The 20551-nt window shown below is 59.7% G+C and carries 20 protein-coding genes; 13 read left to right on the forward strand and 7 right to left on the reverse strand.

Annotated elements, in window-relative coordinates; all coding sequences use genetic code 11:
* The first annotated feature begins 10 nt into the window (after positions 1–10).
* Together QD336_RS20240 and QD336_RS20245 are read left to right on the forward strand one after the other, a co-directional pair.
* Positions 11–1114 (forward strand): LLM class flavin-dependent oxidoreductase, encoded by a 1104-nt coding sequence (locus tag QD336_RS20240; RefSeq protein ID WP_269344585.1) that lies wholly within the window; start codon positions 11–13, stop codon positions 1112–1114.
* 112 nt (positions 1115–1226) lie between these two features.
* Positions 1227–2408 carry an acyl-CoA dehydrogenase family protein gene (locus tag QD336_RS20245; protein ID WP_499171949.1) on the forward strand — a complete coding sequence of 394 codons (1182 nt, stop codon included), beginning with the start codon at positions 1227–1229 and terminating at the stop codon, positions 2406–2408.
* A 71-nt stretch (positions 2409–2479) separates the two neighbouring features.
* On the opposite strand, the gene QD336_RS20250 is transcribed toward QD336_RS20245, so the two are convergent.
* The gene (locus QD336_RS20250) at positions 2480–3715 is read right to left on the reverse strand and encodes an NADH:flavin oxidoreductase/NADH oxidase family protein (protein ID WP_499171951.1); all 1236 of its coding nucleotides are present in this window, start codon (positions 3713–3715) and stop codon (positions 2480–2482) included.
* Between the two features lie 85 nt (positions 3716–3800).
* Here QD336_RS20250 and QD336_RS20255 point away from each other — a divergent pair, with 85 nt between their 5' ends.
* On the forward strand, positions 3801–4208 hold the full coding sequence (locus tag QD336_RS20255; protein ID WP_499171953.1) for a MerR family transcriptional regulator: 408 nt from the start codon (positions 3801–3803) through the stop codon (positions 4206–4208).
* Between the two features lie 141 nt (positions 4209–4349).
* Here QD336_RS20255 and QD336_RS20260 read toward each other — a convergent pair whose 3' ends face one another.
* The 3 genes from QD336_RS20260 to QD336_RS20270 are packed head-to-tail and all read right to left on the reverse strand — an operon-like array spanning position 4350 to position 7391.
* Positions 4350–5372, reverse strand: a complete 1023-nt coding sequence (locus QD336_RS20260) for a LacI family DNA-binding transcriptional regulator (RefSeq protein ID WP_499171978.1) — start codon at positions 5370–5372, stop codon at positions 4350–4352.
* A complete protein-coding gene (locus QD336_RS20265) occupies positions 5362–6354 on the reverse strand; it encodes a Gfo/Idh/MocA family protein (RefSeq protein ID WP_499171954.1) in 993 nt (330 codons plus the stop codon). Before QD336_RS20265 ends, QD336_RS20260 begins: the two co-directional genes overlap by 11 nt.
* Positions 6354–7391, reverse strand: coding sequence for a Gfo/Idh/MocA family protein (locus tag QD336_RS20270; RefSeq protein ID WP_499171955.1), 1038 nt, complete (start codon positions 7389–7391; stop codon positions 6354–6356). Before QD336_RS20270 ends, QD336_RS20265 begins: the two co-directional genes overlap by 1 nt.
* 207 nt (positions 7392–7598) lie before the next feature.
* On the opposite strand from QD336_RS20270, the gene QD336_RS20275 reads away from it, so the two are divergent.
* The 8 genes from QD336_RS20275 to QD336_RS20310 all read left to right on the forward strand — a co-directional run bounded on the left by QD336_RS20275 (position 7599) and on the right by QD336_RS20310 (position 15540).
* Positions 7599–8378 carry a 6-phosphogluconolactonase gene (locus QD336_RS20275; RefSeq protein ID WP_499171956.1) on the forward strand — a complete coding sequence of 260 codons (780 nt, stop codon included), beginning with the start codon at positions 7599–7601 and terminating at the stop codon, positions 8376–8378.
* Entirely contained in the window at positions 8375–9520 is a 1146-nt protein-coding gene (locus tag QD336_RS20280) for an N-acetylglucosamine-6-phosphate deacetylase (RefSeq protein ID WP_499171957.1), read from the forward strand. The genes QD336_RS20275 and QD336_RS20280 overlap by 4 nt, the downstream gene beginning before the upstream one ends.
* Positions 9521–9538: 18 nt before the next feature.
* Positions 9539–10615 carry an ABC transporter ATP-binding protein gene (locus QD336_RS20285; protein WP_499171958.1) on the forward strand — a complete coding sequence of 359 codons (1077 nt, stop codon included), beginning with the start codon at positions 9539–9541 and terminating at the stop codon, positions 10613–10615.
* Between the two features lie 51 nt (positions 10616–10666).
* A complete protein-coding gene (locus QD336_RS20290; RefSeq protein ID WP_499171959.1) occupies positions 10667–11935 on the forward strand; it encodes an ABC transporter substrate-binding protein in 1269 nt (422 codons plus the stop codon).
* A 65-nt stretch (positions 11936–12000) separates the two neighbouring features.
* The gene (locus QD336_RS20295) at positions 12001–12891 is read left to right on the forward strand and encodes a carbohydrate ABC transporter permease (protein ID WP_269344566.1); all 891 of its coding nucleotides are present in this window, start codon (positions 12001–12003) and stop codon (positions 12889–12891) included.
* Positions 12888–13742 (forward strand): carbohydrate ABC transporter permease, encoded by an 855-nt coding sequence (locus tag QD336_RS20300; RefSeq protein ID WP_499171960.1) that lies wholly within the window; start codon positions 12888–12890, stop codon positions 13740–13742. Before QD336_RS20295 ends, QD336_RS20300 begins: the two co-directional genes overlap by 4 nt.
* A 70-nt stretch (positions 13743–13812) precedes the next feature.
* Entirely contained in the window at positions 13813–15033 is a 1221-nt protein-coding gene (gene uxuA, locus QD336_RS20305) for a mannonate dehydratase (protein ID WP_499171961.1), read from the forward strand.
* Between the two features lie 201 nt (positions 15034–15234).
* A complete protein-coding gene (locus QD336_RS20310; RefSeq protein WP_499171962.1) occupies positions 15235–15540 on the forward strand; it encodes a hypothetical protein in 306 nt (101 codons plus the stop codon).
* 51 nt (positions 15541–15591) lie between these two features.
* On the opposite strand, the gene QD336_RS20315 is transcribed toward QD336_RS20310, so the two are convergent.
* A complete protein-coding gene (locus QD336_RS20315; protein WP_499171964.1) occupies positions 15592–16074 on the reverse strand; it encodes an Lrp/AsnC family transcriptional regulator in 483 nt (160 codons plus the stop codon).
* A 92-nt stretch (positions 16075–16166) separates the two neighbouring features.
* Between QD336_RS20315 and QD336_RS20320 the strand changes: the two genes are divergently transcribed.
* A complete protein-coding gene (locus QD336_RS20320; RefSeq protein WP_499171965.1) occupies positions 16167–17081 on the forward strand; it encodes an EamA family transporter in 915 nt (304 codons plus the stop codon).
* Positions 17082–17113: 32 nt separating this feature from the next.
* Complete coding sequence (locus QD336_RS20325; RefSeq protein WP_499171967.1) at positions 17114–18505, forward strand: M20/M25/M40 family metallo-hydrolase; 1392 nt, start codon at positions 17114–17116, stop codon at positions 18503–18505.
* Positions 18506–18551: 46 nt separating this feature from the next.
* On the opposite strand, the gene QD336_RS20330 is transcribed toward QD336_RS20325, so the two are convergent.
* Positions 18552–19544 (reverse strand): type VI immunity family protein, encoded by a 993-nt coding sequence (locus QD336_RS20330; RefSeq protein WP_499171968.1) that lies wholly within the window; start codon positions 19542–19544, stop codon positions 18552–18554.
* Between the two features lie 9 nt (positions 19545–19553).
* Complete coding sequence (locus QD336_RS20335) at positions 19554–20546, reverse strand: type VI immunity family protein (RefSeq protein ID WP_269344551.1); 993 nt, start codon at positions 20544–20546, stop codon at positions 19554–19556.
* Between the last annotated feature and the right edge of the window lie 5 nt (positions 20547–20551).

Genomic DNA, 20551 nt, shown 5'->3' on the forward strand with positions numbered 1-20551 from the left:
AGGAGCTCCCATGGCTGCGGAATTCATCAGCGTCAGCTTTCCCAACGCGTCCAATGATCTGAACCCCATCCCGGATGCTCCGGTCGATCCGCTTTTCCTCGAACGTTATGCGCGTGCGCTGGACGACTACGGGTTCAACTACACGCTCATTCCCTATTCCTCTTCTTCGTTCGACCCCTTCACTTTGGGCGCAACGGTGCTTGCGCATACCAAGCACATCAAGATCATCGTCGCCCTCCGGCCCAACACCGTTTATCCGACGGTTGCGGCCAAATCGCTCGCCACGCTCGACCAATTGAGCGGCGGGCGCGTCGTCGTCCACTTCATCGCGGGCGGCAGCGACGAGGAACAGGCGCGCGAGGGAGATTTCCTCAACAAGGAAGAGCGTTACGAACGTCAGGAAGAATATATCCGCATTCTCCGCCTTGCCTGGACTTCAACCGAACCCTTCGATTTCGACGGCAAATATTACCAGTTCAAGCAATTCCGCAGCGCCGTGCGCCCCATCAACGGTGTGATCCCGATTTCGCTCGGCGGTTCGTCAGACGCCGCCTATCGTATCGGCGGCTCACTGTGCGATATTTTCGGCCTCTGGGGCGAACCTCTGGCTGAAACCAAGCAGCAGATCGACCGTATCTATGCCGAAGCCGCAAAAGCAGGCCGAACCGATCGACCGCGCATCTGGGTTACCTTCCGGCCAATCGTGGCTGAAACGGACGAACTGGCCTGGGAAAAGGCACACAGGGTTCTCGACCGCCTGAATGAGAACCGTCAGAAGGGTCTTTCCCGCGCACCCGTCAACGCAACAGCCCCCGCCAATATCGGCTCCCAGCGCCTGCTCGATATCGCCAAACGCGGCGATGTTCACGACCGGGCGCTGTGGTATCCGACGGTCACCGCGACCAATGCAAGCGGCGCAACAACCGCTTTGGTCGGATCACCACGAACGATCGCCGACTCCATTCTCGACTATATCGATCTCGGCGCCGATCTGATTTCGATCCGTGGATACGACAATTATAATGATGCCGTCGACTATGGACGATACATCCTGCCCCTCGTCCGCGAAGGCATTCGCGAACGCGAAGAGGCAAAAAAGAAGGCCGCCGCCTGATCGCGGCAGTCCGGCCACGCCGTCGGACCTATGCACTTTCCTTCTAGGACGGGATCATCCATGCCCGTAACGGATGATCCCGCCTCTCGACCTCCAGAAAGCCGTTATCCGCATGTCGTATGATCCCACCGCACTTGACGCAGCCGTGCGCGTCCTTTCCGAAGCCGCACCGGATGCCGATCAGACCGGCCAGTTTCCCTGGACCGGCATTCGCGCCGTTCATCAGGCGGGGCTTCTCGAGAGCACCGTGGCCACGCGTTACGGCGGCCCGGCAGGGACCCTGAGCACCGCAGCCCATATTCTGGCAGCGCTTGGGCGCGGTGATCCCTCTGTGGCCCTCATCAGCGCGATGACGATCTTCACCCATCTGGGGCAGGCAACGAAGGACCACTGGCCTGACGGCCTTTACAGGGATCTTCTTTCCAGGGCCAAACATCAGCCGCTGCTGCTGAATGCCGCCCGTGTGGAACCCGAGCTGGGCTCTCCGGCACGCGGCGGATTGCCCGCCACGCGCGCGCACCGGACGGCAAATGGCTGGTCGATCACGGGCCGCAAGCGCTTCGTGACGGGTGCGCATGGCCTCACACACTTCCTCGTCTGGGCGCACACCGATGAGGTTCAGGCGCGGGTCGGTACCTTCGTGGTCCCCAACGGCCTGCCCGGCATCAAGATCATAGAGAACTGGAAGAGCCTCGGAATGCGGGCGACCGGTTCGCACGACGTCGAATATACCGAGGTTGAAATCCCGGCAGAAAATGTGCTGGAGCTCGTTGACCCCTCGGTTGCCCAGCAGGATAATCGCAGCCACGCGGCAATGACGCTCGCGCTCACGGCAATCTATCTGGGCGCGGCCGAAGCAGCTCAGGAAGCATTCATTCGTTTCGCCCACGAACGCGTGCCCGCCAATCTCGGCCATCCCATTGCGCGGACAGAACGTTTTGTCACGCTTTCGGGTGAGATCGACCTTTTGGTCTCCGGTGCCCGGCAGATCATCTTCGACACACTCGCAAGCCATATCGGCGACGCCGAACACCTGATAAGGGCCCGGCTTCTCGCCGGCAGGCAAATCCGGGAAGCCGTGCAACTGGCTGTCCGTGGCATCGGCAATCCCGGCCTCAACGCCGATCTCGGCCTCGAGCGGCATTTCCGGGATATCCAGTCCGTTCTCGTCCATGCTCCCCAGGAGGATACGTCCGTCGCCATTCTCGGCCGAGCCGCCTTCGAGCGCTGGAAAACGGGCGAGAATGAGCGGTCGACACATCCGGCCGGCCTGTCAATCCTGAAGACGGCCTGAGGCGCGGTGGCAGCGCCAGAGTCAAGAGCCGGGCAACTCCCGTTAACTGGCGCAAATTCGTCGGTGGGCGATCAGGCCGCCTTCCGCTCCGCCATCCAGTGACGATACCGACGCGTGCTGCGCTTTGCGCATATCTGGGAGGTGAGCAGCGCCCAGACCGGCGACACATTCGGAGCCGTGCGCCGGCGACGGCTGAGGCGGACCAACTGGTAGCGGACAGCGGCCATGTGCGCCGAAGATGCAACTGGCTTGTTCTTCCAGGTGATCGGCTTCAGCGCCGGAGCGTCGTTTTTCCCGAGGCTCCAGTTACGCGGCAGGTTCGGCTCGATAGCGAGCGCCGTCGCGATCCCCGCCATGGCCACACCACTTTCGATCACCGTCTCCGCCACCTCGCGACGCCTGATGCCGCCTGTGACCATTAGCGGCATCGTCGCGGCTTCTGCGATCTTGCGCGCAAATTCGAGGAAGTAGGCTTCGCGTGCCAAGGTGCGGTCATCGCGCGCCGCACCCATCATCGCTGGCGCTTCATAGCTGCCGCCGGACAACTCAACGAGGTCTACACCGAGGTTGCCGAGCATGGCGACCACGGCTTGCGCATCGTCAGGCGAGAAACCGCCACGCTGGAAATCGGCCGAGTTGAGTTTGACCGCCACGGCAAAGCCCGGCGAGACGGCCGCGCGCACGCTGCGAACGATATCCAGCAAAAGACGCGCACGGTTTTCGAGGTTTCCGCCCCAGCGATCCTTCCGGTGGTTGGCGAGTGGGGAAAGGAACTGGCTCAGCAGATAGCCATGGGCCGCGTGGATCTCGACGCCGGTGAAACCAGCGCGTTCCGCCAGAACCGCAGTGTTGACAAAGCGGCGCTCGATCTCGGCGATGTCGTCGGACGTCATCTCGCGCGGCACGGGGAAAACTTTGGACTGCGCGCCAAGATCGAGCGCGATCGCGGATGGAGCCAGTGTCGGCTGGCCAAGCCCAGCCGGCATCTGGCGGCCGGGATGATTGATCTGCATCCAGACCTCGCCACCGCCCGCTCGCGCGGCGTCCGCCCATGTCTTGAAGCGGTCGAGATAACGGTCGTCTTCCAGGACAATACCGGCCGGGCCGGTCATGGCGTGGGCATCGATCATCACATTGCCAGTGATGATGAGCCCGGATCCACCCGCGGCCCACGCACGATAGAGGCTGATGAGCTCGGCGGACGGCGCGTGGTCACCGTCCGCCATATTCTCTTCCATCGCGGCCTTGGCGATGCGGTTTGGGATAATAGCGCCATTGGGCAGCGTCAGCGGGGAAAACAGGGACATGACAAGGTCTCCAAACTAGATTTAGACAGACCCTAACGTTTAAGCTAAGTTGAAGGTCAAGCGACTTCCCAAAGGAATTTTACAGATGAATATCGGTGAACTGGCGAAGCGTACGGGGCTGACGAACTCGCGCATCCGCTTCTATGAAAGCGCCGGCCTGCTCAAGATGGTCGACCGCCGTCCGAACGGCTACCGCCGCTATCCGTCGGAAGCGGTGACGGTGCTGGAACTGATCACCACCGCGCAGGCCGCCGGCTTCAGCCTTGATGAAATCCGCACGCTTCTGCCGTCCGACCTGGACCGATGGGACCATGACAGCCTGATTGAGGCGCTCCGCCGCAAGGTGGCGGATATCGAGGCACTGGAAACGCGGCTGGCCCAAAACAAGACGCAGCTCATCGCACTCCTTGAGGATATCGAGGCCAAGCCTGGCGACATGGATTGTGCAGCCAATGCGCGGCGTGTTCTGTCCCGTATACTCGGCAAGACGTGAGACGCCGCCACCCGCAGGGCCGGGCGGCTCGACACACGGCCTATATGGACATCGAGTGGGAAAGACGGCCCGCAGCGTACCTCAACTTGTCGCGCCGACCGCAGGAATTCCGACTTGCGGTCAAAACCAATGTTGCGATCCCTACCTACGCCGCACCGGCCCCGCGGTATCGCGGCTGATGAAGCGAGCGCCCAGAACGACCTTCATGTCCTGAAGGCTTTTGCCATGCTGGATAGCGTCTTGCAAAAGCTTCAACGCATGTCGCCCTGCCTCCTGCGACAGGCCGCTCAGGGTCGAAAGGGCGGGGTAGGTCATGGCGGGTAGCGCATCGTCGCAACCGATTAGACTCATGTCCCGCGGCACCACAATTCCCAGGGCGGAAAGTCGGGCGTGTGCACCTTGCGCGGTCAGGTCATCAAACGCCAGAATGGCTGTCACGCCTACGGTCACAGCCTCTTCCGCCGCCTTCTCGCCGCCTTCGAAGGTGGGTTCGGATAATTGTATTACCTCAAACCGCACGCCTGCCTTCCGGCACGCTTCGGCCGCGGCCTCCAGTCGCTGCTGGTTCGACCAGGATTCTTTTGGACCGGAGAGATAGGCAATATCACGATGGCCGTTCTCGAGCAGGAAGCCGATGGCATCCCTCACCGCCGCCTGCGTGTCTATCAGCACACGCGGCAATCCCGCGATGTCGCGATTGATCAGCGTTACAGGGTGTCTTTCGGCGTGGGCCCGCACCTGCGCCTCGCTGAGCCGGGTCGAGGCCAGAATGATACCGTCCGTCTGGCTCGCCAGACGCTGGAAGAGCGTGTTTTCCCGCGTCGCGCTTTCGCCGGAAGACCCCAGGAACAGGCAGAGGTCATAGGCGTCGGCATTCTGCTGAATGGCCTTGATGAGCGGCGGAAAGAACGGATTGGCTATATCCGGCACGAGCAGCCCGATATTGCCCGTTCGGCCCGTGGAAAGCGCACGGGCCATGTTGTTCGGCCGATAGCCAAGTTCCTCCGCGATCGACAATATCTGCTCGACCGTCTTCGGATTGAGCAGGTCCGGCCGGCTGAAGGCGCGTGAAACCGTCGAGCGGGAGGTATTCGCCCGATACGCTATTTCCTCCAGCGTCGGCTTCGCACGCTCCTTCGACTTCTGTTCCTTCTTACCAGTGATAGTCCTGTCCCCCGTCTTCCGCGCTGAGAGCGGCCAATGCCGCGATACGACTTGCCAGAAGCGCTTCCCCTGTCGATACCTGCAAAGGCGCTACCCCTGTCAATGCATCAAGAGCATCCTGCGCCGGCCCGATGGGCGATGGCAGTTCCGGCTCCCAGAGGCGGCGCTTATCGGTTTCCACCAGCAGGCGTCCTTCTCCAAACAGAATATCCATGCGTCCGCGGGTTCCGACAAGACGCATTGCGTAATCCCCATGCCGGATCGCGACCTCGGGTTGACGCCAGTCCATGTCGATCGCCGCCTGCACGCCGGAATCGAGGGTCAAAAGCGCACGCCCCGCCAGCGAAAATGCCGGGTGCCCCTCAGGATGGCCCGGGCTTTTCCAACCGCTGATGCGGCCTGACGATGCCGCCGTCAGCCACAGGACGAGATCGATGTCGTGGACAGCAAGATCGTTGACGATTGTGCCATAGAGCGCTGGATCGAAAAACCACGCCGGACGCGCCGATGGCAGGAGCTTGTGGGGACCTGTCGCGGTAACGGCGACGAGGTCGCCGATCTCACCGTTCAGAAAGAGTTCTCGCGCCTTTCGCGTTACCGGATAAAAACGCTTTTCCAGCATGAGCGCCACGCGGTTGCGGCCACCATCTGCCTTGCCGATCCGGTCGACCTCTTCCATGGTCAAAGCGAGGGGTTTGTCGGCGATAACGAAAATATTCCTTTCAAGGCATGCCTCGATGAGCCCTGCACGCAGGCCGGGCTCGGCAATCACGGCGGCACCATCGATTTCGTGCGCAGCAAGAAGCGCATCGAGATCCGCATAGGCAGGGACGCCGAATTTTTCGCTGAAGGTGCGGCGGCGTTCCCCATCATGATCGGCCAGCGCCACAAGCTCGACGTCTTTGCGTCCGGCAAGGCCATCTGTGACATAGCTGACATGGCCATGCGCCGCGCCCAGTATGGCAAGTTTCTTCACGGACATCATGCGTCTCCCACGTCGCTCATGACAATTCTGCGCCCGGATTCAGCAGATCGATAGATCGCAGTGATGACACGCACCGCTTCGAGACCATCCCGAAAGGTAATATCCGCCGGACGTCCGTCGCGGATCGCATCGCGAATATCGAGCCACTGGTCGACATGACCGCGAATGCCAATGCTGACCTGACTGCCCGCGCCACTTTTGATCGAGGCATCGGCAGCGACCGGCAGCGGCTGATCCGGGAATGTCCACTCAACGACATCCGTATGATTGATCGCCACGTGACCGCGATCCGTGAACAGCATCAACGAGGCGGGGCGTCCCGGCGGCGTGGCCGTGCTGGTGACGATGATGCCCCGAGCACCGTTTCCGAAGGTCAGAAGGGCCTGGCAGAGATCCTCGCTGCCGCCTTCGCGCCCCGCAACATTGGTCGTTTCCGCCATCACGCTTACGACCGGACCGAAAAGCCAGAGCATGAGATCGAGCGTATGGATGCCCTGATTGAACAACGATCCACCGCCCTGTCGATCGAGCTTTCGCCACGGCTTTTCATCGTAATAGGCATCCGAGCGGTGCCAGTAGACCTGACCTTCGATAGCAACGGGCCGCCCCAGTTCGCCTGAGCGCAGACGGCGATGGATATCCTGGTGCTGAGCCTCCAGACGCCGCTGCGACATGGTGGAGCAGACAAGACCAGCCGCTTGCGAACGCCGATAAAGATCGGCCGCCTCATCGAGGTCGACAGCCAGCGGCTTTTCGACGACGACATGCAGGCCCCGGTCCAGCGCCGCCCGCGCCGGCGCATAGTGGGTGCCGCTCGGGGTGGCGATCACGACCACATCCAGGTCGGCCTGCTCCAGCATCGATGCGGCGTCGGTGAAGAGGCGCGCGCCCTGCGGTACGGCGAAGAGTTCCAGCTCCTCTGCGGTGCCGCCTGCGACGGCGGTCAGTTCGATACCTTCAACAGCACCGATCGCATCGCGATGAACCCTGCCAATTGTTCCGGGCCCAACCAGCCCGACCTTGATGACCGACACGTCTATCTCCTTCCTGAGCGAGTGTAGTGCACATAACATCTATGCAACCGATTTCATAAAATTTTGCAATAGGCGCCGAGCAAAAATTATGAATTCCTTGGAAATTACGGCAATCGAGACAGGTTTTCGCAAAAAATTGCACAAAAACACTATTGACTTATGCAATCGGTTGCATTTTGCTCGAAGCAACAAATGGGGAGTTTACATATGTCGCCGTCATGGCAGGTTGATCGTCTCATCGTCCGAAGCGGAGCGTCGCGCAGCGATATGGCCAAAATGGCCAGCCTTGATCTTGCCGCCACGCTACGCCAGCTTCTCGCCACGAAGGATCGCGCTTCGGTCATGTTCGCCGCCGCCCCCAGCCAGCAGGATACGCTTGCCCTTCTCTGCCAGGAAAAGGATATTGACTGGTCGCGGATCACGGCCTTCCACATGGACGAATATATCGGGCTTGAGACCGGCCATATGGCGCGTTTCGCCAACTGGCTCGACCGGCATCTGTTCTCACGCCTGCCCTTCGGAACCGTACATCACATCGAACCGCATAGGTTCGCGTCGCCCGAAGCCTGTGCTGCCGATTATGCCCGCCGCCTCGCCGATGAACCGCTCGACCTCATATGCCTCGGTGTCGGCATCAACGGCCATCTTGCCTTCAACGATCCGCCGGAAGCGCGGTTCGACGAAAAAGAGGCGGTTAAGGTCGTGACGCTCGCGCAGGATTGCCGTGTGCAGCAGGTGGAGGACGAATGTTTCGCCGAACTGGCCGACGTGCCGCAACAGGCGATCACCGTTACCATTCCCGCACTTCTCGCCGCGACCAGCATGGTATGTGTCGTACCCGGTGCGCTCAAGAAAGAAGCGGTGACCCGCATGCTGACCGGGCCGGTTGAGGAAGACTGCCCCGCGAGTATTCTGCGCACCCATAATCAGGCACGGCTCTATATCGATGCTGATTCCATGCCCGACATCGACAGGAGCGCCGCATGATTGTCGGACGCGACGCCATAAGCGGAAAGGTCATCGGTATTGCCGTCGAAAACGGCTGGATCGCCGCTCTGCGCCCCATCGAGGAAGACCTCGGTGAGGATCTTCCCTGGCTGGCGCCCGGTCTCATAGACCTGCAGGTAAATGGATGGGGCGGCCATGATTTCAATCGTCACGATATGAACGAGGAGACGGTACTCGCCGTTGCGGCGGGGATGCGCAGCCAAGGCATCAAGGCGTTCCTGCCGACGCTGATCACCGCATCGAGCGATGCGATCTGCAATGCGCTCTCCGCCATCGCGACCGCCCGTACAAACCATCAATGGCTCGCCGAGATGATCCCCGGCGTTCACGTCGAAGGCCCTTTCATCTCGCCGGAAGACGGGGCACGGGGCGCGCATCCACGGGAGCACGTTCGTTCTTCACGCTGCGAGGAGTTCGACCAGTGGCAAGAGGCCTCGGGCGGAATTGTGCGATTGGTGACGCTCTGCCCGAAGCAGGCCGATGCGCGCGCCTTCATTCATCATGTGCGCAACGCGGGTTGCCTTGTTTCCATTGGGCATTCCTCGGCCGAAGCCGCTGATATCGCCGAGGCATCGCAGGCGGGAGCCGGCTTCAGCACCCATCTCGGCAACGGCGTCTCTCAGACATTGCCGCGTCATCCGAACCTGATATGGGCGCAGCTCGCCAATGACGGGTTGCAGGCAATGTTCATCGCCGATGGCCACCACCTGGACCGGGTAACCCTCACTGCAATGTTGAGAGCGAAGGGTGTGCAGAGATCGATCCTTGTCAGCGATATGGTCGCGCTTGCGGGCATGCCGCCGGGCCGCTACCGGCAGCCGGTCGGCGGCGACGTGGAGCTTTCGGCCGAAGGCCGCCTCTCCATGGCAGGCACGCGGCTGCTTGCCGGTGCGGCAAAACCGCTTTCGGATGGCGTCGCATTGGTCGCAGGCCTGGAAGGGTTCAACATTAGGGATGCGCTCACCATGGCCGCAGTCAATCCAGCAAAAGCACTCGGTCTCGAAACCGGTCTGCGCGAGGGCGCCCGGGCGGATTTCATTGCCTTCCGCTGGGTGCCGGGAGAAACGAGCCTGCGTCTTTGCGAGCCAGAATCGGGGGCGGAACCGTCCGCCTCTCAATAAGCATAGTGGGGAAGTAAGATGGCACGGGTGGAAATCCGCAAACTGCATAAACATTACGGCGACTTTCACGCCCTGCGCGATCTTAACGTTGCGATGGAAGATGGCGAATTCGTCGTACTCGTCGGCCCGTCCGGTTGCGGCAAGTCCACCCTCCTCAGAATGATTGCGGGACTTGAGGACGTTTCGGATGGCGAAATCCACATCAATGGCCGGGTGATCAACGACATCGAGTCGAAAGACCGCGATATCGCGATGGTGTTCCAGAACTACGCGCTTTATCCGCACATGACGGTTTACGACAACATGGCCTTCTCGATGAAGCTGCGCCGTGCTCCGGCCGACCGCATCCGCAAGGAGGTGGAGGCCGCGGCCGCGATCCTCGGCCTCAGCGACTACCTGAAGCGCTACCCACGCCAGCTCTCGGGTGGCCAACGCCAGCGCGTCGCCATGGGACGCGCGATCGTGCGCAAGCCAAAGGTCTTCCTGTTTGACGAACCCCTGTCCAATCTGGACGCCAAGCTGCGCGTGAAGATGCGCACGGAAATCAAGTCGCTGCATCGCCGGCTTGGCAACACGATGATCTACGTCACCCATGACCAGGTCGAAGCCATGACGATGGCGGACAGGATCGTGGTCATGCAGGGCGGTATCATCGAGCAGGTCGGCTCCCCGCTGGAACTGTACGACCGGCCCGCCAATCTCTTCGTTGCGGGCTTCATCGGTTCACCGGCGATGAATTTTCTCGAGGGACTTTCGATGGAAACGGATTTCGTGATGCGTGACGGCACAAAAATACCGCTTCCGACGCGATTGGGCCGCCCCTCCGGCGAGATACTGCTCGGCATCCGGCCCGAAAGCCTGCTCCTCTGCGCACCCGACGATCCGGCACGTATCGAGGCCTCCATTGTCTCCGTCGAGCCGACAGGCGCGGAAAGCCATGCCACGTTGAAGCTCGGGGGAGAGGAAGTGACCGCCGTTTTCCGGGAAAGATTGCCGGACAATCCGGGTGCCACCCTGTCGCTGAAACTATCCCCTGCCGGAACGCACCTGTTCGACAAGGCAACCGGCGCAAGGATCGAAGGCGATCAGCGTTAACCGATAAATATAACGACAAAAAACAGTCGATTACCTAAGAGGAGAACAGAAATGGCATTGCATCCCTTCAAGACACTACCGATTGCCGCACTTCTGGCTGGCCTTTCCTGGACAGCGCAGGCGGAAACCCTGACGCTTTGGGGCGGATCGCCCGAGCTCGACCCCTTCTACAAATACGTAGCCGGACAAATGAAAGCCAAGCATCCGGATTTCGAGTTGAAAGTCGAAACCATTAGCCTGCGCGAACATGAAAAGCGTCTGGCCTTTGCCCTGCCCGCTGGTTCCGCCGCCGATATTGTCGAAATGCAGTCCGAGGCGCCTCGTTACGTGCAGTCGGGCTTGCTGGCGCTCGCGCCGGATAAAGTGGCCGCCTTCGTGAAGGACCCGAAGAACTTCAACGCCGTCTATTCCGCCGCCGTCTCGGATGGCGAGCATGTCTACGGCGTGCCGCTTTATCACGGACAGGCGGCGCTCTATTACAATACCGAGAAATTCGCCAGGGCCGACCTTTCCGGCCCGCCGAAGACGATGGAGGAGTATTCCGAATATGCCGCCAAGCTGACCGAGCGGGATGCTTCTGGAAATCCCGCCGCCAGCGGCTGGTCCATGCGACTTTCCGGTGGCGGCCAGGGCATCAGCGAAAAGTTCTGGATCAATCTTCACCAGTTCGGCGGCACATTGATCGAGAAGAGAGGCGAAGGCTGGAAAGCGGCGATTGCCAGTGAGGCCGGGCGCAAGACGCTGAAGCAATATCTCGAGCAGCTTTTTGTAACGAAGACCGTCAGCCCGCAGATGAAGGCGGATGCGGAAGCATTCGAGCTTGGGCAGACCGCGATGTTTATCCGTGAATCCTGGGTCATCGGCGACATCGTCAAGAAGGCGTCTAGCCTGAAATACGCAACCGCGCCGCTGCCCAAGGGCTCTCTGGTGGTGCCGGCATCGCTGTTCGTGCCGGCCGAAAACGACCGCAGCGCGCTTGCCTGGGAGTTCGTCGAGATGACAAATGCTCCTGAGAATCTGCAATGGCTGCTGCAGAATGTCGGCTGGCTGCCATCACAGGACAACATCGACTACGCGGCCATCATCGCCAAAAACCCGGCGCTGGAAGCATTTGCTGCCCCACCGAAGGATTACACCTATTTCAGCTTGCCACCGATCGCACCCTCAAGCGAAATCTTGACCCGTTTCGCCGCACGTCTGGAAGCTGCATTCGCCAATCCGGCGCTCGCAACGGACGATGCGGGTATCGATCGTGTGCTTGCCGACGCCGCCAGGGAAATCGACTCCATCCTCGAACGGGAAGGCCTGCTGGTGAAATAATCGCCAGGGCCTGAAGTAACGTGCCGGGGACAGCCTTGCTGTCCCCGCGGCAAAAGGACTGTCAGATGAAACGCCGCAAACAATTGAGCTTCGTGATAAGCGCGCTGGCCGTGCCGCTGACGCTGTTCGTGCTCGTCCGTGTCGTACCGATCTTCGAGACGTTACGGCTCAGCCTGTTCAAATGGGATATCATCTCCCGTAACAAACCTTTTATCGGCCTTGCCAATTTTCAGGAGCTTGCGGGCGATCCGCTGTTTCTCGAAGCCCTGCGCAACACCACGATCATCGCCTTCGGTGTGCTGGCGTTGACGATCCCCCTTGCGCTCGGTCTTGCCGCACTCATCCAATATCGCTTCGGCAGCGCATTGGCGGGGTTTTACGAAACCAGCCTCTTCATTCCCCATATCGTGTCGCTCGTGCCGGCGGCCATGGCCTGGAAATGGGTTTTCGATGCACAACTCGGACCGTTGAATGCTTTCCTCGGCCTCTTCGGCATGCCTGCGCAGGCCTGGCTTTTTGATCCTGTCTGGTCGATCGTCTGCATCATCGTCCTGTGTTCCTGGCAGGCGCTCGGTTACGCGGTCCTGATCTTCCTAATCGGCCTGCGCAATATCCCGGTGTCGCTCTATGAAGCCGCCCGGCTGGACGGTGCGACGGCATGGGAATGTTTCCGGCATATTTCTGTGCCGCAGCTGCGGCCCGTGACGCTCTATGTATCGGTCGTCACCATGATCGCCGCCTTCAATATTTACGGACAGGCTTTCGTGCTCGCCTCGGACTCCCAGGGCGCGCCCGGCAAGCTCGTCAGGGTGCTCGTGCTCGACATGCTGGAAAACAGCTTCCGCAACTACCGCGTCGGATACGCCGCAGCGGAAGCCGTGGTGCTTCTCGCCATCGTGCTTCTCCTGACGGCCGGTCAATTCGTTTTCTTCCGTGACAAGGCGGCGCGCCGATGAACCACACGTTACAGAACCGGAAATCCGGGGGCTTTTCCTTCCAGAAACTCACCGTAGACGTCATTCTGACGGTCTTCGGCGTGCTGATGATCCTGCCGCTCATCATGCTCACCGCCAACGCCTTCAAGACACCGGCGGAACTCCTGGCGTGGCCGCCGCGGCTCATTCCGCAATCGCCGACGCTGGATAATTTCTCCTCCATCATTACCGAAACGCCGCTATTGATCTGGATGGGCAACAGTCTCGCCTTCGCGGCCATTTCGACGGTCGCCATCGTTCTTACGTCGTCCGTCACCGGTTATGTCCTGGCGAAATTCCGCTTTCCCGGCGTGAACCTGATATTCTTCGGTGTACTCGCTACCGCTATAGTGCCATTCGAAGTATACATGATCCCGCTTTATCTCGGCGTACGGCAACTGGGGTTGCTGAACTCCCTCGGCGGGCTTCTGGCCGGCTATCTGGTGATGAGCTTCGGCATCTTCCTCATCCGGCAATATGCGATCTCCTCCATCCCCGACGAGTTGATGGAAGCCGCGCGCATGGATGGTGCCGGGGAATGGTGGATTTTCTTCCGCATCGTTCTACCGCTCATGCGTGGCCCGATCGGCACGCTGACCGTTCTCGCCTTCTTTCAGGCATGGACGACCTTCGCATGGCCGATGGTCGTCAATACCGCCCGCGACAAATACGTTCTCGAGGTCGGGCTTGCCCTTTTCCAGACAGGCTTCACCGTCGATCTCGGTCGCCTCAGCGCTGCTGCTGCCCTGTCGCTGATCCCGAGCGTCATCTTCTTCGGCGCGATGCGGCGGAACTTCGTCAAGGGTGTCGCCGCCAGCGGCATGAAGGAATAGCGGGGAGGCCCGACCTCCCCTTTTCCTTCGTTCGCCAAGCTTCATTCACATAATCAGAAAAGGACTAGAGATGCGGCAAACTTGGCGTTGGTTCGGCCCTTCCGATCCCGTATCGATCGATGACATGCTGCAGGCGGGGGTCGAAGGTGTCGTAACGGCGCTGCACCATATCCCGCCCGGCGAAATATGGTCACCGAAGGAAATCGCCCGGCACCAGCGGGATCTTTCCGTCATGCGCGACGGTCAGCCATCCGGCCTGACCTGGGAGGTGGTGGAAAGCCTGCCCGTTTCAGAGGATATCAAGCGCCAGAGCGGCGCCTGGCGCACGCATATCGAAAACTGGAAGACCAGCCTCTCCCATCTGGCCGGCGCCGGCATTCGCACGATCTGCTATAATTTCATGCCGGTTCTCGATTGGACGCGCACCGATCTCGCCTACCGCCTGGGCAACGGCGCAACCTGCATGCGCTTCGATGCCGTGGATTTCACCGCCTTCGATCTTTTCCTGCTCGAACGCCCCGGCGCCAACGGGGATTTCGATGCAGAGCTGATCGAAGAAGCGCGGCAGCGTTTCTCGGAGATGGACGATCGCCGCAGACAGCAGCTTGTCGCAAACGTCGTGTCTGGCCTACCCGGGGCAGCGACCCATATGACCATCGATGAGGTAAAGGCGCATCTTGATCTCTATAGCGGCATATCCGCCGACCGGTTGCGCCAGAACCTGCTGGATTTTCTGGACGAGGTCGCGCCTTTCGCCGAAAATCTCGGCCTGAGACTATGCTGCCACCCCGACGATCCGCCATTCCCGCTGCTCGGCCTGCCGCGCATCATGTCGACCGAAAAAGACTATCGCTATCTGATCGACGCCATCGACATTCCAGCAAACGGTATCACGCTCTGCACTGGCTCGCTAGGTGCCCGCAGGGACAACGATCTGCCTGGCATGATGGCGAGGCTCGGAAGCCGGGTGCATTTCCTGCATCTGCGGAACGTGACGCTGGAAGACAGACGCGCCGGCGGTTCGTTTCATGAGGCCGCCCACCTGGAAGGCAATACCGATATGGTTGCCGTCATCGCCGCGATACTTGCCGAAGAAGCCCGACGCAAACGGCAAGGCCGGGAGGACTGGCAGATACCCTTCCGCCCGGACCATGGCCAGAACATTCTCGACGATCATGTGCGCCAGACCCGCCCCGGTTATCCGGCCATCGGCCGCCTCAAGGGACTGGCGGAATTACGCGGCATCATGACCGCGATATCGCATCCGATGTTTTCCGGGGAACGCACCTGATGATGCTCGGCGCCGCCAGCAAGCCAATTGTCGGCGGGGCCGCCTGAACCTCTTCCTGCCGGCGGCCGTAGTGGCCTATTTCATACCGCCGCGTAGAAATCTGGATCGAATACCCGTCGGATCGACAGAGGGCCATGCAAAGTTTTGGTTGACCTCTTTGACAGCGAGGTCACAATTGAAAGCCAAGACGGAGGAAAAATAATGGATCAACCACGCCGATGGCGTCATATGGCAAGCGCGCCGAAAAATGGCGATCGCATTCTCGTCACGATCCGCTCATCCGAACAAGGTCCGTCCCAGGTGGACCTTGCGTACTGGTCGAAGGGTGACCAGCACGGTTCAGAAGGCTGGCGTGCTTCTGACTCGTCTCCAGGGCGGATCATCGAGTATGCGGAGCCGGAATTGAAGTGTTGGATGCCCATGCCCTCAGCAGATGTCGACGGCCTCTCGATGCCCACTCCCTGGGAAGGCGAAGACGCCCGCGAGCTTGACGGGTCGGGTATCTGAGCTTTCCTGCCGCGCCATATTCAGATGGGTGAGCTTGTTTTTCTGAAGTTTTCAGAGTGCTTCCGCAAACGCCCCCAATCTGGCCTCGAAGGGCGCGGACTGGACGATTGCCGAGTTGGTGGACCCGTAAGGAACTATTCGGTCAATGACAGCTTCCATCTGCTGCACGTCCCGGACATGCGCGATAGCAACAAAACAGTCGTCCCCCGACACGCGGTCACACCTTACGATTTCTGGCGTGTTGCGGATCGCCTCAATCATGTTCTTCATTTCGCCTGGCAGGGGACGCGCCCGGATCATGATGGTAAGCGCAAGCCCCAGCTTGCTATGATCCACACGGGCACCATAGCCGGTGATCACGCCCCGATCTTCCAACCGCCTAACCCGCTCTGAAACGCTGGGCGCCGAAAGTCCGACCTGGCGTGCCAGTTCCGCATTCGACAGGCGCGCATTTTTATACAGAGCGGTCAGCAGGCGCGCGTCGATCTCATCAAACCCGGCCCCCAACGCTTCCTTTCTATTTTGAAAGTGCATTGTCTTTTTCACCTTTGATCATGAGGCATTATCATTAATTTCTGAGTTCAATCGTTATTCCGAAGGCTGAATTGCCTTGGTATCATGCTGGCATGAACAATCAAGTCTCACCCGCCGCTCCTTTACAACGGTCAACCCACATTGCCGAACGGGTTCCGCCGCACGCGTGGTTCGGCGTTTCGGCCGTCTTTCACTATCTTGGCCCATCATTTGCCGTGTTGCTGTTTCCTGCTGTCGGCGTCCTCGGTGTTGCCTGGTTCCGGATTGCCTCGGCCGCACTGATTTTTGCGCCGTTTACCAAGCCTTGGCGGACCTTCGCGCTTGCCTCATCAAGGGAGCGGCTGCTCCTTCTCTCATTGGGTGCGTGTCTCGCGGTCATGAACTCCGCATTTTATCTGGCACTTGACCGCCTGCCGATTGCGCTCGTTGCGGCAATAGAGTTCGTCGGGACGATTGGAATAGCGCTTTGGGGCCTGCGAACCGGCAGAAACTGGCTCGCCTTCGCCCTGACAGTCTTCGGCGTCGCCCTGCTGATTGACGTGCCGTGGCTCATTGGCATGGGTGGGGGCAGAGAATGGTCTGCCGATCCGCTTGGCCTCGTCTGGGCATTTGTGAACGGTGGTCTTTTCGTTCTCTATATCGTGCTTGGACACAGGATTTCACAAAGCGGCGCATCGAAGGGGGTGGAGCGTCTGGGCGCGGCGATGGCGGCGGCCTTCATCTTCGTGATCCCGATCGGATTTCTCGATGCGCTCAATGCCTTCGGTGCGCCGCTTTTGGTTCTTGCGGGGATCGGGGTCGGGATCTGCTCCTCGGTGATCCCTTATGTCTGTGATCAATTTGCAATGTCGCGCCTGCCGCGCTCCAGCTTTGCGTTGCTCCTGGCGCTCCTGCCGGCAACGGCGACAATCATCGGCGTGGTCGTCTTGCGTCAGATACCCGAATTTATCGATCTCGCAGGCGTCGCCCTCGTCATGCTCGGTGTCGCGATACACAAGCCGAATTAGCCGGAAATCTAAAGAAAGGAGATCGCTGGACCATGCCCGATACTGCCACAGTCGATACTGTCCTCGCCCATGTCGATGCCGGACTTGACCAAAGCGTGGAGCGTTTGCAGGAACTGCTGCGGATTAAATCAATCTCGACGGATCCCGCTTTTGCTGAGGACTGCAAGGCGGCCGCACAATGGCTTGTTGACGATCTCACCGCATGCGGCTTCGAAGTCGCGACGCACCTGACGCCGGGCCATCCGATCGTCGTCGCCCATGATCGTGATGGGACCGATCCACATGTGTTGTTTTACGGCCATTACGACGTCCAACCCGTCGACCCCCTCGATCTCTGGAGCACCGACCCGTTCCTGCCGCAAGTCAAGACCATTGCCGACGGCACCAGGGTCATCACCGGCCGCGGTGCTTCCGATGATAAAGGGCAGCTCATGACTTTCATCGAAGCATGCCGTGCCTGGCGTCATGTCGTCGGCAAGCTGCCAGTCAGGGTCTCCATCCTTCTCGAAGGCGAGGAAGAGAGCGGTGGCAAAAATTTGCCCGCTTTCATCGAAGCGAATATGCAAGAGCTTAAGGCAGACATCGCACTCGTTTGTGATACCGACATGTGGGACCGCCAGACACCTTGCGTCACCACCATGTTGCGCGGGTTCGTGGGCGAAGAGATAACCATCTTCTGCGCCAACAGGGATTTGCATTCGGGCACGTATGGCGGTGCTGCGCGCAATCCAAACCAAATCCTGGCGGAGATCATTGCATCGCTGCATGATGCGGATGGGCGCGTTGCGCTCGAAGGCTTCTACGAAGACGTCGCTGAACTGCCGACCAACGTCAAAGAGCAGTGGCGCGGCCTCGGCTTCGATGAAAATGCGTTTCTTGCGGGTGCCGGCCTCTCCCTGCCAGCCGGCGAACGAGACCGCTCGGTGCTCGAGCTGCTCTGGAGCCGCCCCACCTGCGAGATCAACGGCATTTTTGGCGGATACACCGGCGAAGGGTTCAAAACAGTGATACCCGCCAGGGCCAGCGCAAAGATTTCTTTCCGCCTTGTCTCCAATATGGACCCACGAAAGATCCGGGACACCTTCAGAGCTTATGCGCGCGCCCGCATCCCTGCCGATTGTTCGGTGACCTTCACTGATCATGGTGGTAGCCCGGCACTGACCGTTCCCTCCGAAGGCGCGCTACTCAACAAGGCCCTTGCCGCACTCACGCGCGAGTGGGGCAAGCCCGCCGTCATCATCGGAGATGGTGGCTCAATTCCCGTTGGCGGTGAATTCAAGCGCATTCTGGGCATGGACACCCTCTTCATCGGTTTCGCCCAAAATGATGACCGAATTCACTCGCCCAACGAGAAGTACGACCTGACGAGCTTCCACAAAGGCATTCGCAGCTGGGTTCGCCTGCTTGACGCTTTCGCCCAATAGACCATCATGGTGATGGGTTCGTTTAAATTCACTAGAGTGGTCGACCTTAACGTTCACCATCGTCAAATCGATGGGTCCACCATTGCGTATACTCCATCTCATCGACACCGTAAGGCGCTCGCAGATAGGGATAATCCCAGGCCTCGTAACGCAGGGGCTTGAGAAAATCGTTGACCGCGCGGTACGCCGAGGGCGCCTGCCCCTTGTTCAAGTCGCCGAGCACAGGCCGTTCGCCCGCCTGGAAAACGACACCCCCCTCGTAAGGATGGAGGACAATCTCGTCTGCGAGCACTTCTCTCGCCTTCTCAAGACCACCGACCCGCGCCAGCAGTTCATCGTTGACGGCTGTAAGCCAATTCACATCACGGATCACATCGGTGCGCTGCGAAATGATTAACCCAAAACGGATGCCGTCCTCATAGAGAAGGCCGGGAAATCTGCGGAACAAGGGATATGCCTTTTCAGTTGCACCTGCCGCATAGGAATAGAAGAAAAGCGACATCCCCGAAACGGCATAAAAAACCCGGAGATCACGGCAGGCGTCAACAAAGAGGCGAACCACGCCAGTTGGATTGCGTGATAATTCCGATAGCCGCGTCTGATACATCACGCGCCCGTTGCCGCCGCGGTAACCGATGCCTGGAAGAAGGGCCGTAAGGTAGTCGCGAACCGGATTCGCCGAACGCAGCGCCTGTTTTGGCATGTGCCTGATATAGAAGCTCGCCGTCTCGGCCTCGTCGAAATATTCATCTTGTGACAGATATTGCGCGACGTCTTCCCGTGACGAGATGCGACGCACACGCTCGTTAAAGGACAACAGATTTGTGTTGCCTTCCGCAAGGTCGTAGTAACGTAACGCCAGATCGAGCATGGCTTGGCGCGTACGCCGTGTTTCACCATCCGCAAAATAGAACCCGGATGTCAGCCCGAACAGCCATTGGATGACATTGCCGGGCGGCAGGCCGATTTCATCCAGTTTTTCGAGTTCACCGCGCTCCTCGAGGATCGCCATCGTGGTGATGAGTTCGTCTATATCCAAGAAACCGCCCTAACGCTCGCCACCATCAAACCGGCGTGTCCACCATTCGGTGTACTCCATCTTATCGACATCATGTGGCGCTCTAAGATAGGCGCGCTCCCAGTTCTCATAACGCAGGGGCTTGAGAAAATCGTTGACCGCGCGATATGCCGCGGGCACCCGCCCCTTGTTCAAGTCACCGAGCACAGGCTGGTCTCCAGCCTGGAAAACGACGCCGCCCTCGTAAGGGTGAAGGATGACTTCCTCGCCGAGTACCGTTCGTGCCTTTTCAAGGCCGCCAACCCGCGCGAGCAGTTCATCGTTGACGGCTGTCAGCCAGTTCACGTCGCGGATAGTGTCCGTCCTGTCTCGTATCGCCAATCCAAAACGCGCGCCATCCTCGTAAAGCAGCCCGGGAAACCTGCGAAAAAGAGGGTAGGCTTTTGCCGTTGCGCCCGAGGCGTAGGAATAGAAAAAAAGCGATAAACCCGATACGGCGTAGAAAACCCGCAGATCGCGGCAGGCGTCAACGAAAAAACGGACCACGCCATCCCGATCGCGCGACAACGCCGATAGTCTCGTCTGGCACATGAGGTGTCCATTGCCGCCGCGATAACCGGCGCCGGGAAGAAGGGCAGTGAAGTAGTCGTGGACCGGATCCGTCGAACGCAAAGCCTGTTTTGGCATATGCCTTATATAGAAACTCGCCGTCTCCTTCTCGTCGTAATAGTCGCCCTGCGACAGATATTCCTCGATCTGTTTTCCCGCTGAGATACGGCGTGTCCGCTCATTAAACGACAATAAATTGGTGTTGCCCTCTGCGAGATCGTAATAACGCACTGCCAAACCGAGCATGGATTGGCGTATCTGACGCGTTTCTCCATTGGCAAAATAGAACCCGGATGTCAGCCCGAACAGCCACTGGATGGCATTGCCGGGCGGCAATCCGATTTCATCCAGTTTTTCGAGTTCACCCCGCTCCTCGAGGATGGCCATCGTGGTGATGAGTTCGTTTAAATTCATGATAT

This window comes from Rhizobium sp. BR 250, assembly GCF_047445855.1.
Taxonomy (GTDB): Bacteria; Pseudomonadota; Alphaproteobacteria; order Rhizobiales; family Rhizobiaceae; genus Agrobacterium; species Agrobacterium tumefaciens_I.

Excerpts from the sequence above, each read along its gene's own strand:
- QD336_RS20240 (WP_269344585.1), top strand. The coding sequence starts at position 11 with ATGGCTGCGGAATTCATCAGCGTCAGCTTTCCCAACGCGTCCAATGAT.
- QD336_RS20245 (WP_499171949.1), top strand. The coding sequence starts at position 1,227 with ATGTCGTATGATCCCACCGCACTTGACGCAGCCGTGCGCGTCCTTTCC.
- QD336_RS20250 (WP_499171951.1), bottom strand. The coding sequence starts at position 3,715 with ATGTCCCTGTTTTCCCCGCTGACGCTGCCCAATGGCGCTATTATCCCA.
- QD336_RS20255 (WP_499171953.1), top strand. The coding sequence starts at position 3,801 with ATGAATATCGGTGAACTGGCGAAGCGTACGGGGCTGACGAACTCGCGC.
- QD336_RS20265 (WP_499171954.1), bottom strand. The coding sequence starts at position 6,354 with ATGTCCGTGAAGAAACTTGCCATACTGGGCGCGGCGCATGGCCATGTC.
- QD336_RS20275 (WP_499171956.1), top strand. The coding sequence starts at position 7,599 with ATGTCGCCGTCATGGCAGGTTGATCGTCTCATCGTCCGAAGCGGAGCG.
- QD336_RS20280 (WP_499171957.1), top strand. The coding sequence starts at position 8,375 with ATGATTGTCGGACGCGACGCCATAAGCGGAAAGGTCATCGGTATTGCC.
- QD336_RS20285 (WP_499171958.1), top strand. The coding sequence starts at position 9,539 with ATGGCACGGGTGGAAATCCGCAAACTGCATAAACATTACGGCGACTTT.
- QD336_RS20290 (WP_499171959.1), top strand. The coding sequence starts at position 10,667 with ATGGCATTGCATCCCTTCAAGACACTACCGATTGCCGCACTTCTGGCT.
- QD336_RS20295 (WP_269344566.1), top strand. The coding sequence starts at position 12,001 with ATGAAACGCCGCAAACAATTGAGCTTCGTGATAAGCGCGCTGGCCGTG.
- QD336_RS20300 (WP_499171960.1), top strand. The coding sequence starts at position 12,888 with ATGAACCACACGTTACAGAACCGGAAATCCGGGGGCTTTTCCTTCCAG.
- uxuA (WP_499171961.1), top strand. The coding sequence starts at position 13,813 with ATGCGGCAAACTTGGCGTTGGTTCGGCCCTTCCGATCCCGTATCGATC.
- QD336_RS20310 (WP_499171962.1), top strand. The coding sequence starts at position 15,235 with ATGGATCAACCACGCCGATGGCGTCATATGGCAAGCGCGCCGAAAAAT.
- QD336_RS20315 (WP_499171964.1), bottom strand. The coding sequence starts at position 16,074 with ATGCACTTTCAAAATAGAAAGGAAGCGTTGGGGGCCGGGTTTGATGAG.
- QD336_RS20320 (WP_499171965.1), top strand. The coding sequence starts at position 16,167 with ATGAACAATCAAGTCTCACCCGCCGCTCCTTTACAACGGTCAACCCAC.
- QD336_RS20325 (WP_499171967.1), top strand. The coding sequence starts at position 17,114 with ATGCCCGATACTGCCACAGTCGATACTGTCCTCGCCCATGTCGATGCC.
- QD336_RS20335 (WP_269344551.1), bottom strand. The coding sequence starts at position 20,546 with ATGAATTTAAACGAACTCATCACCACGATGGCCATCCTCGAGGAGCGG.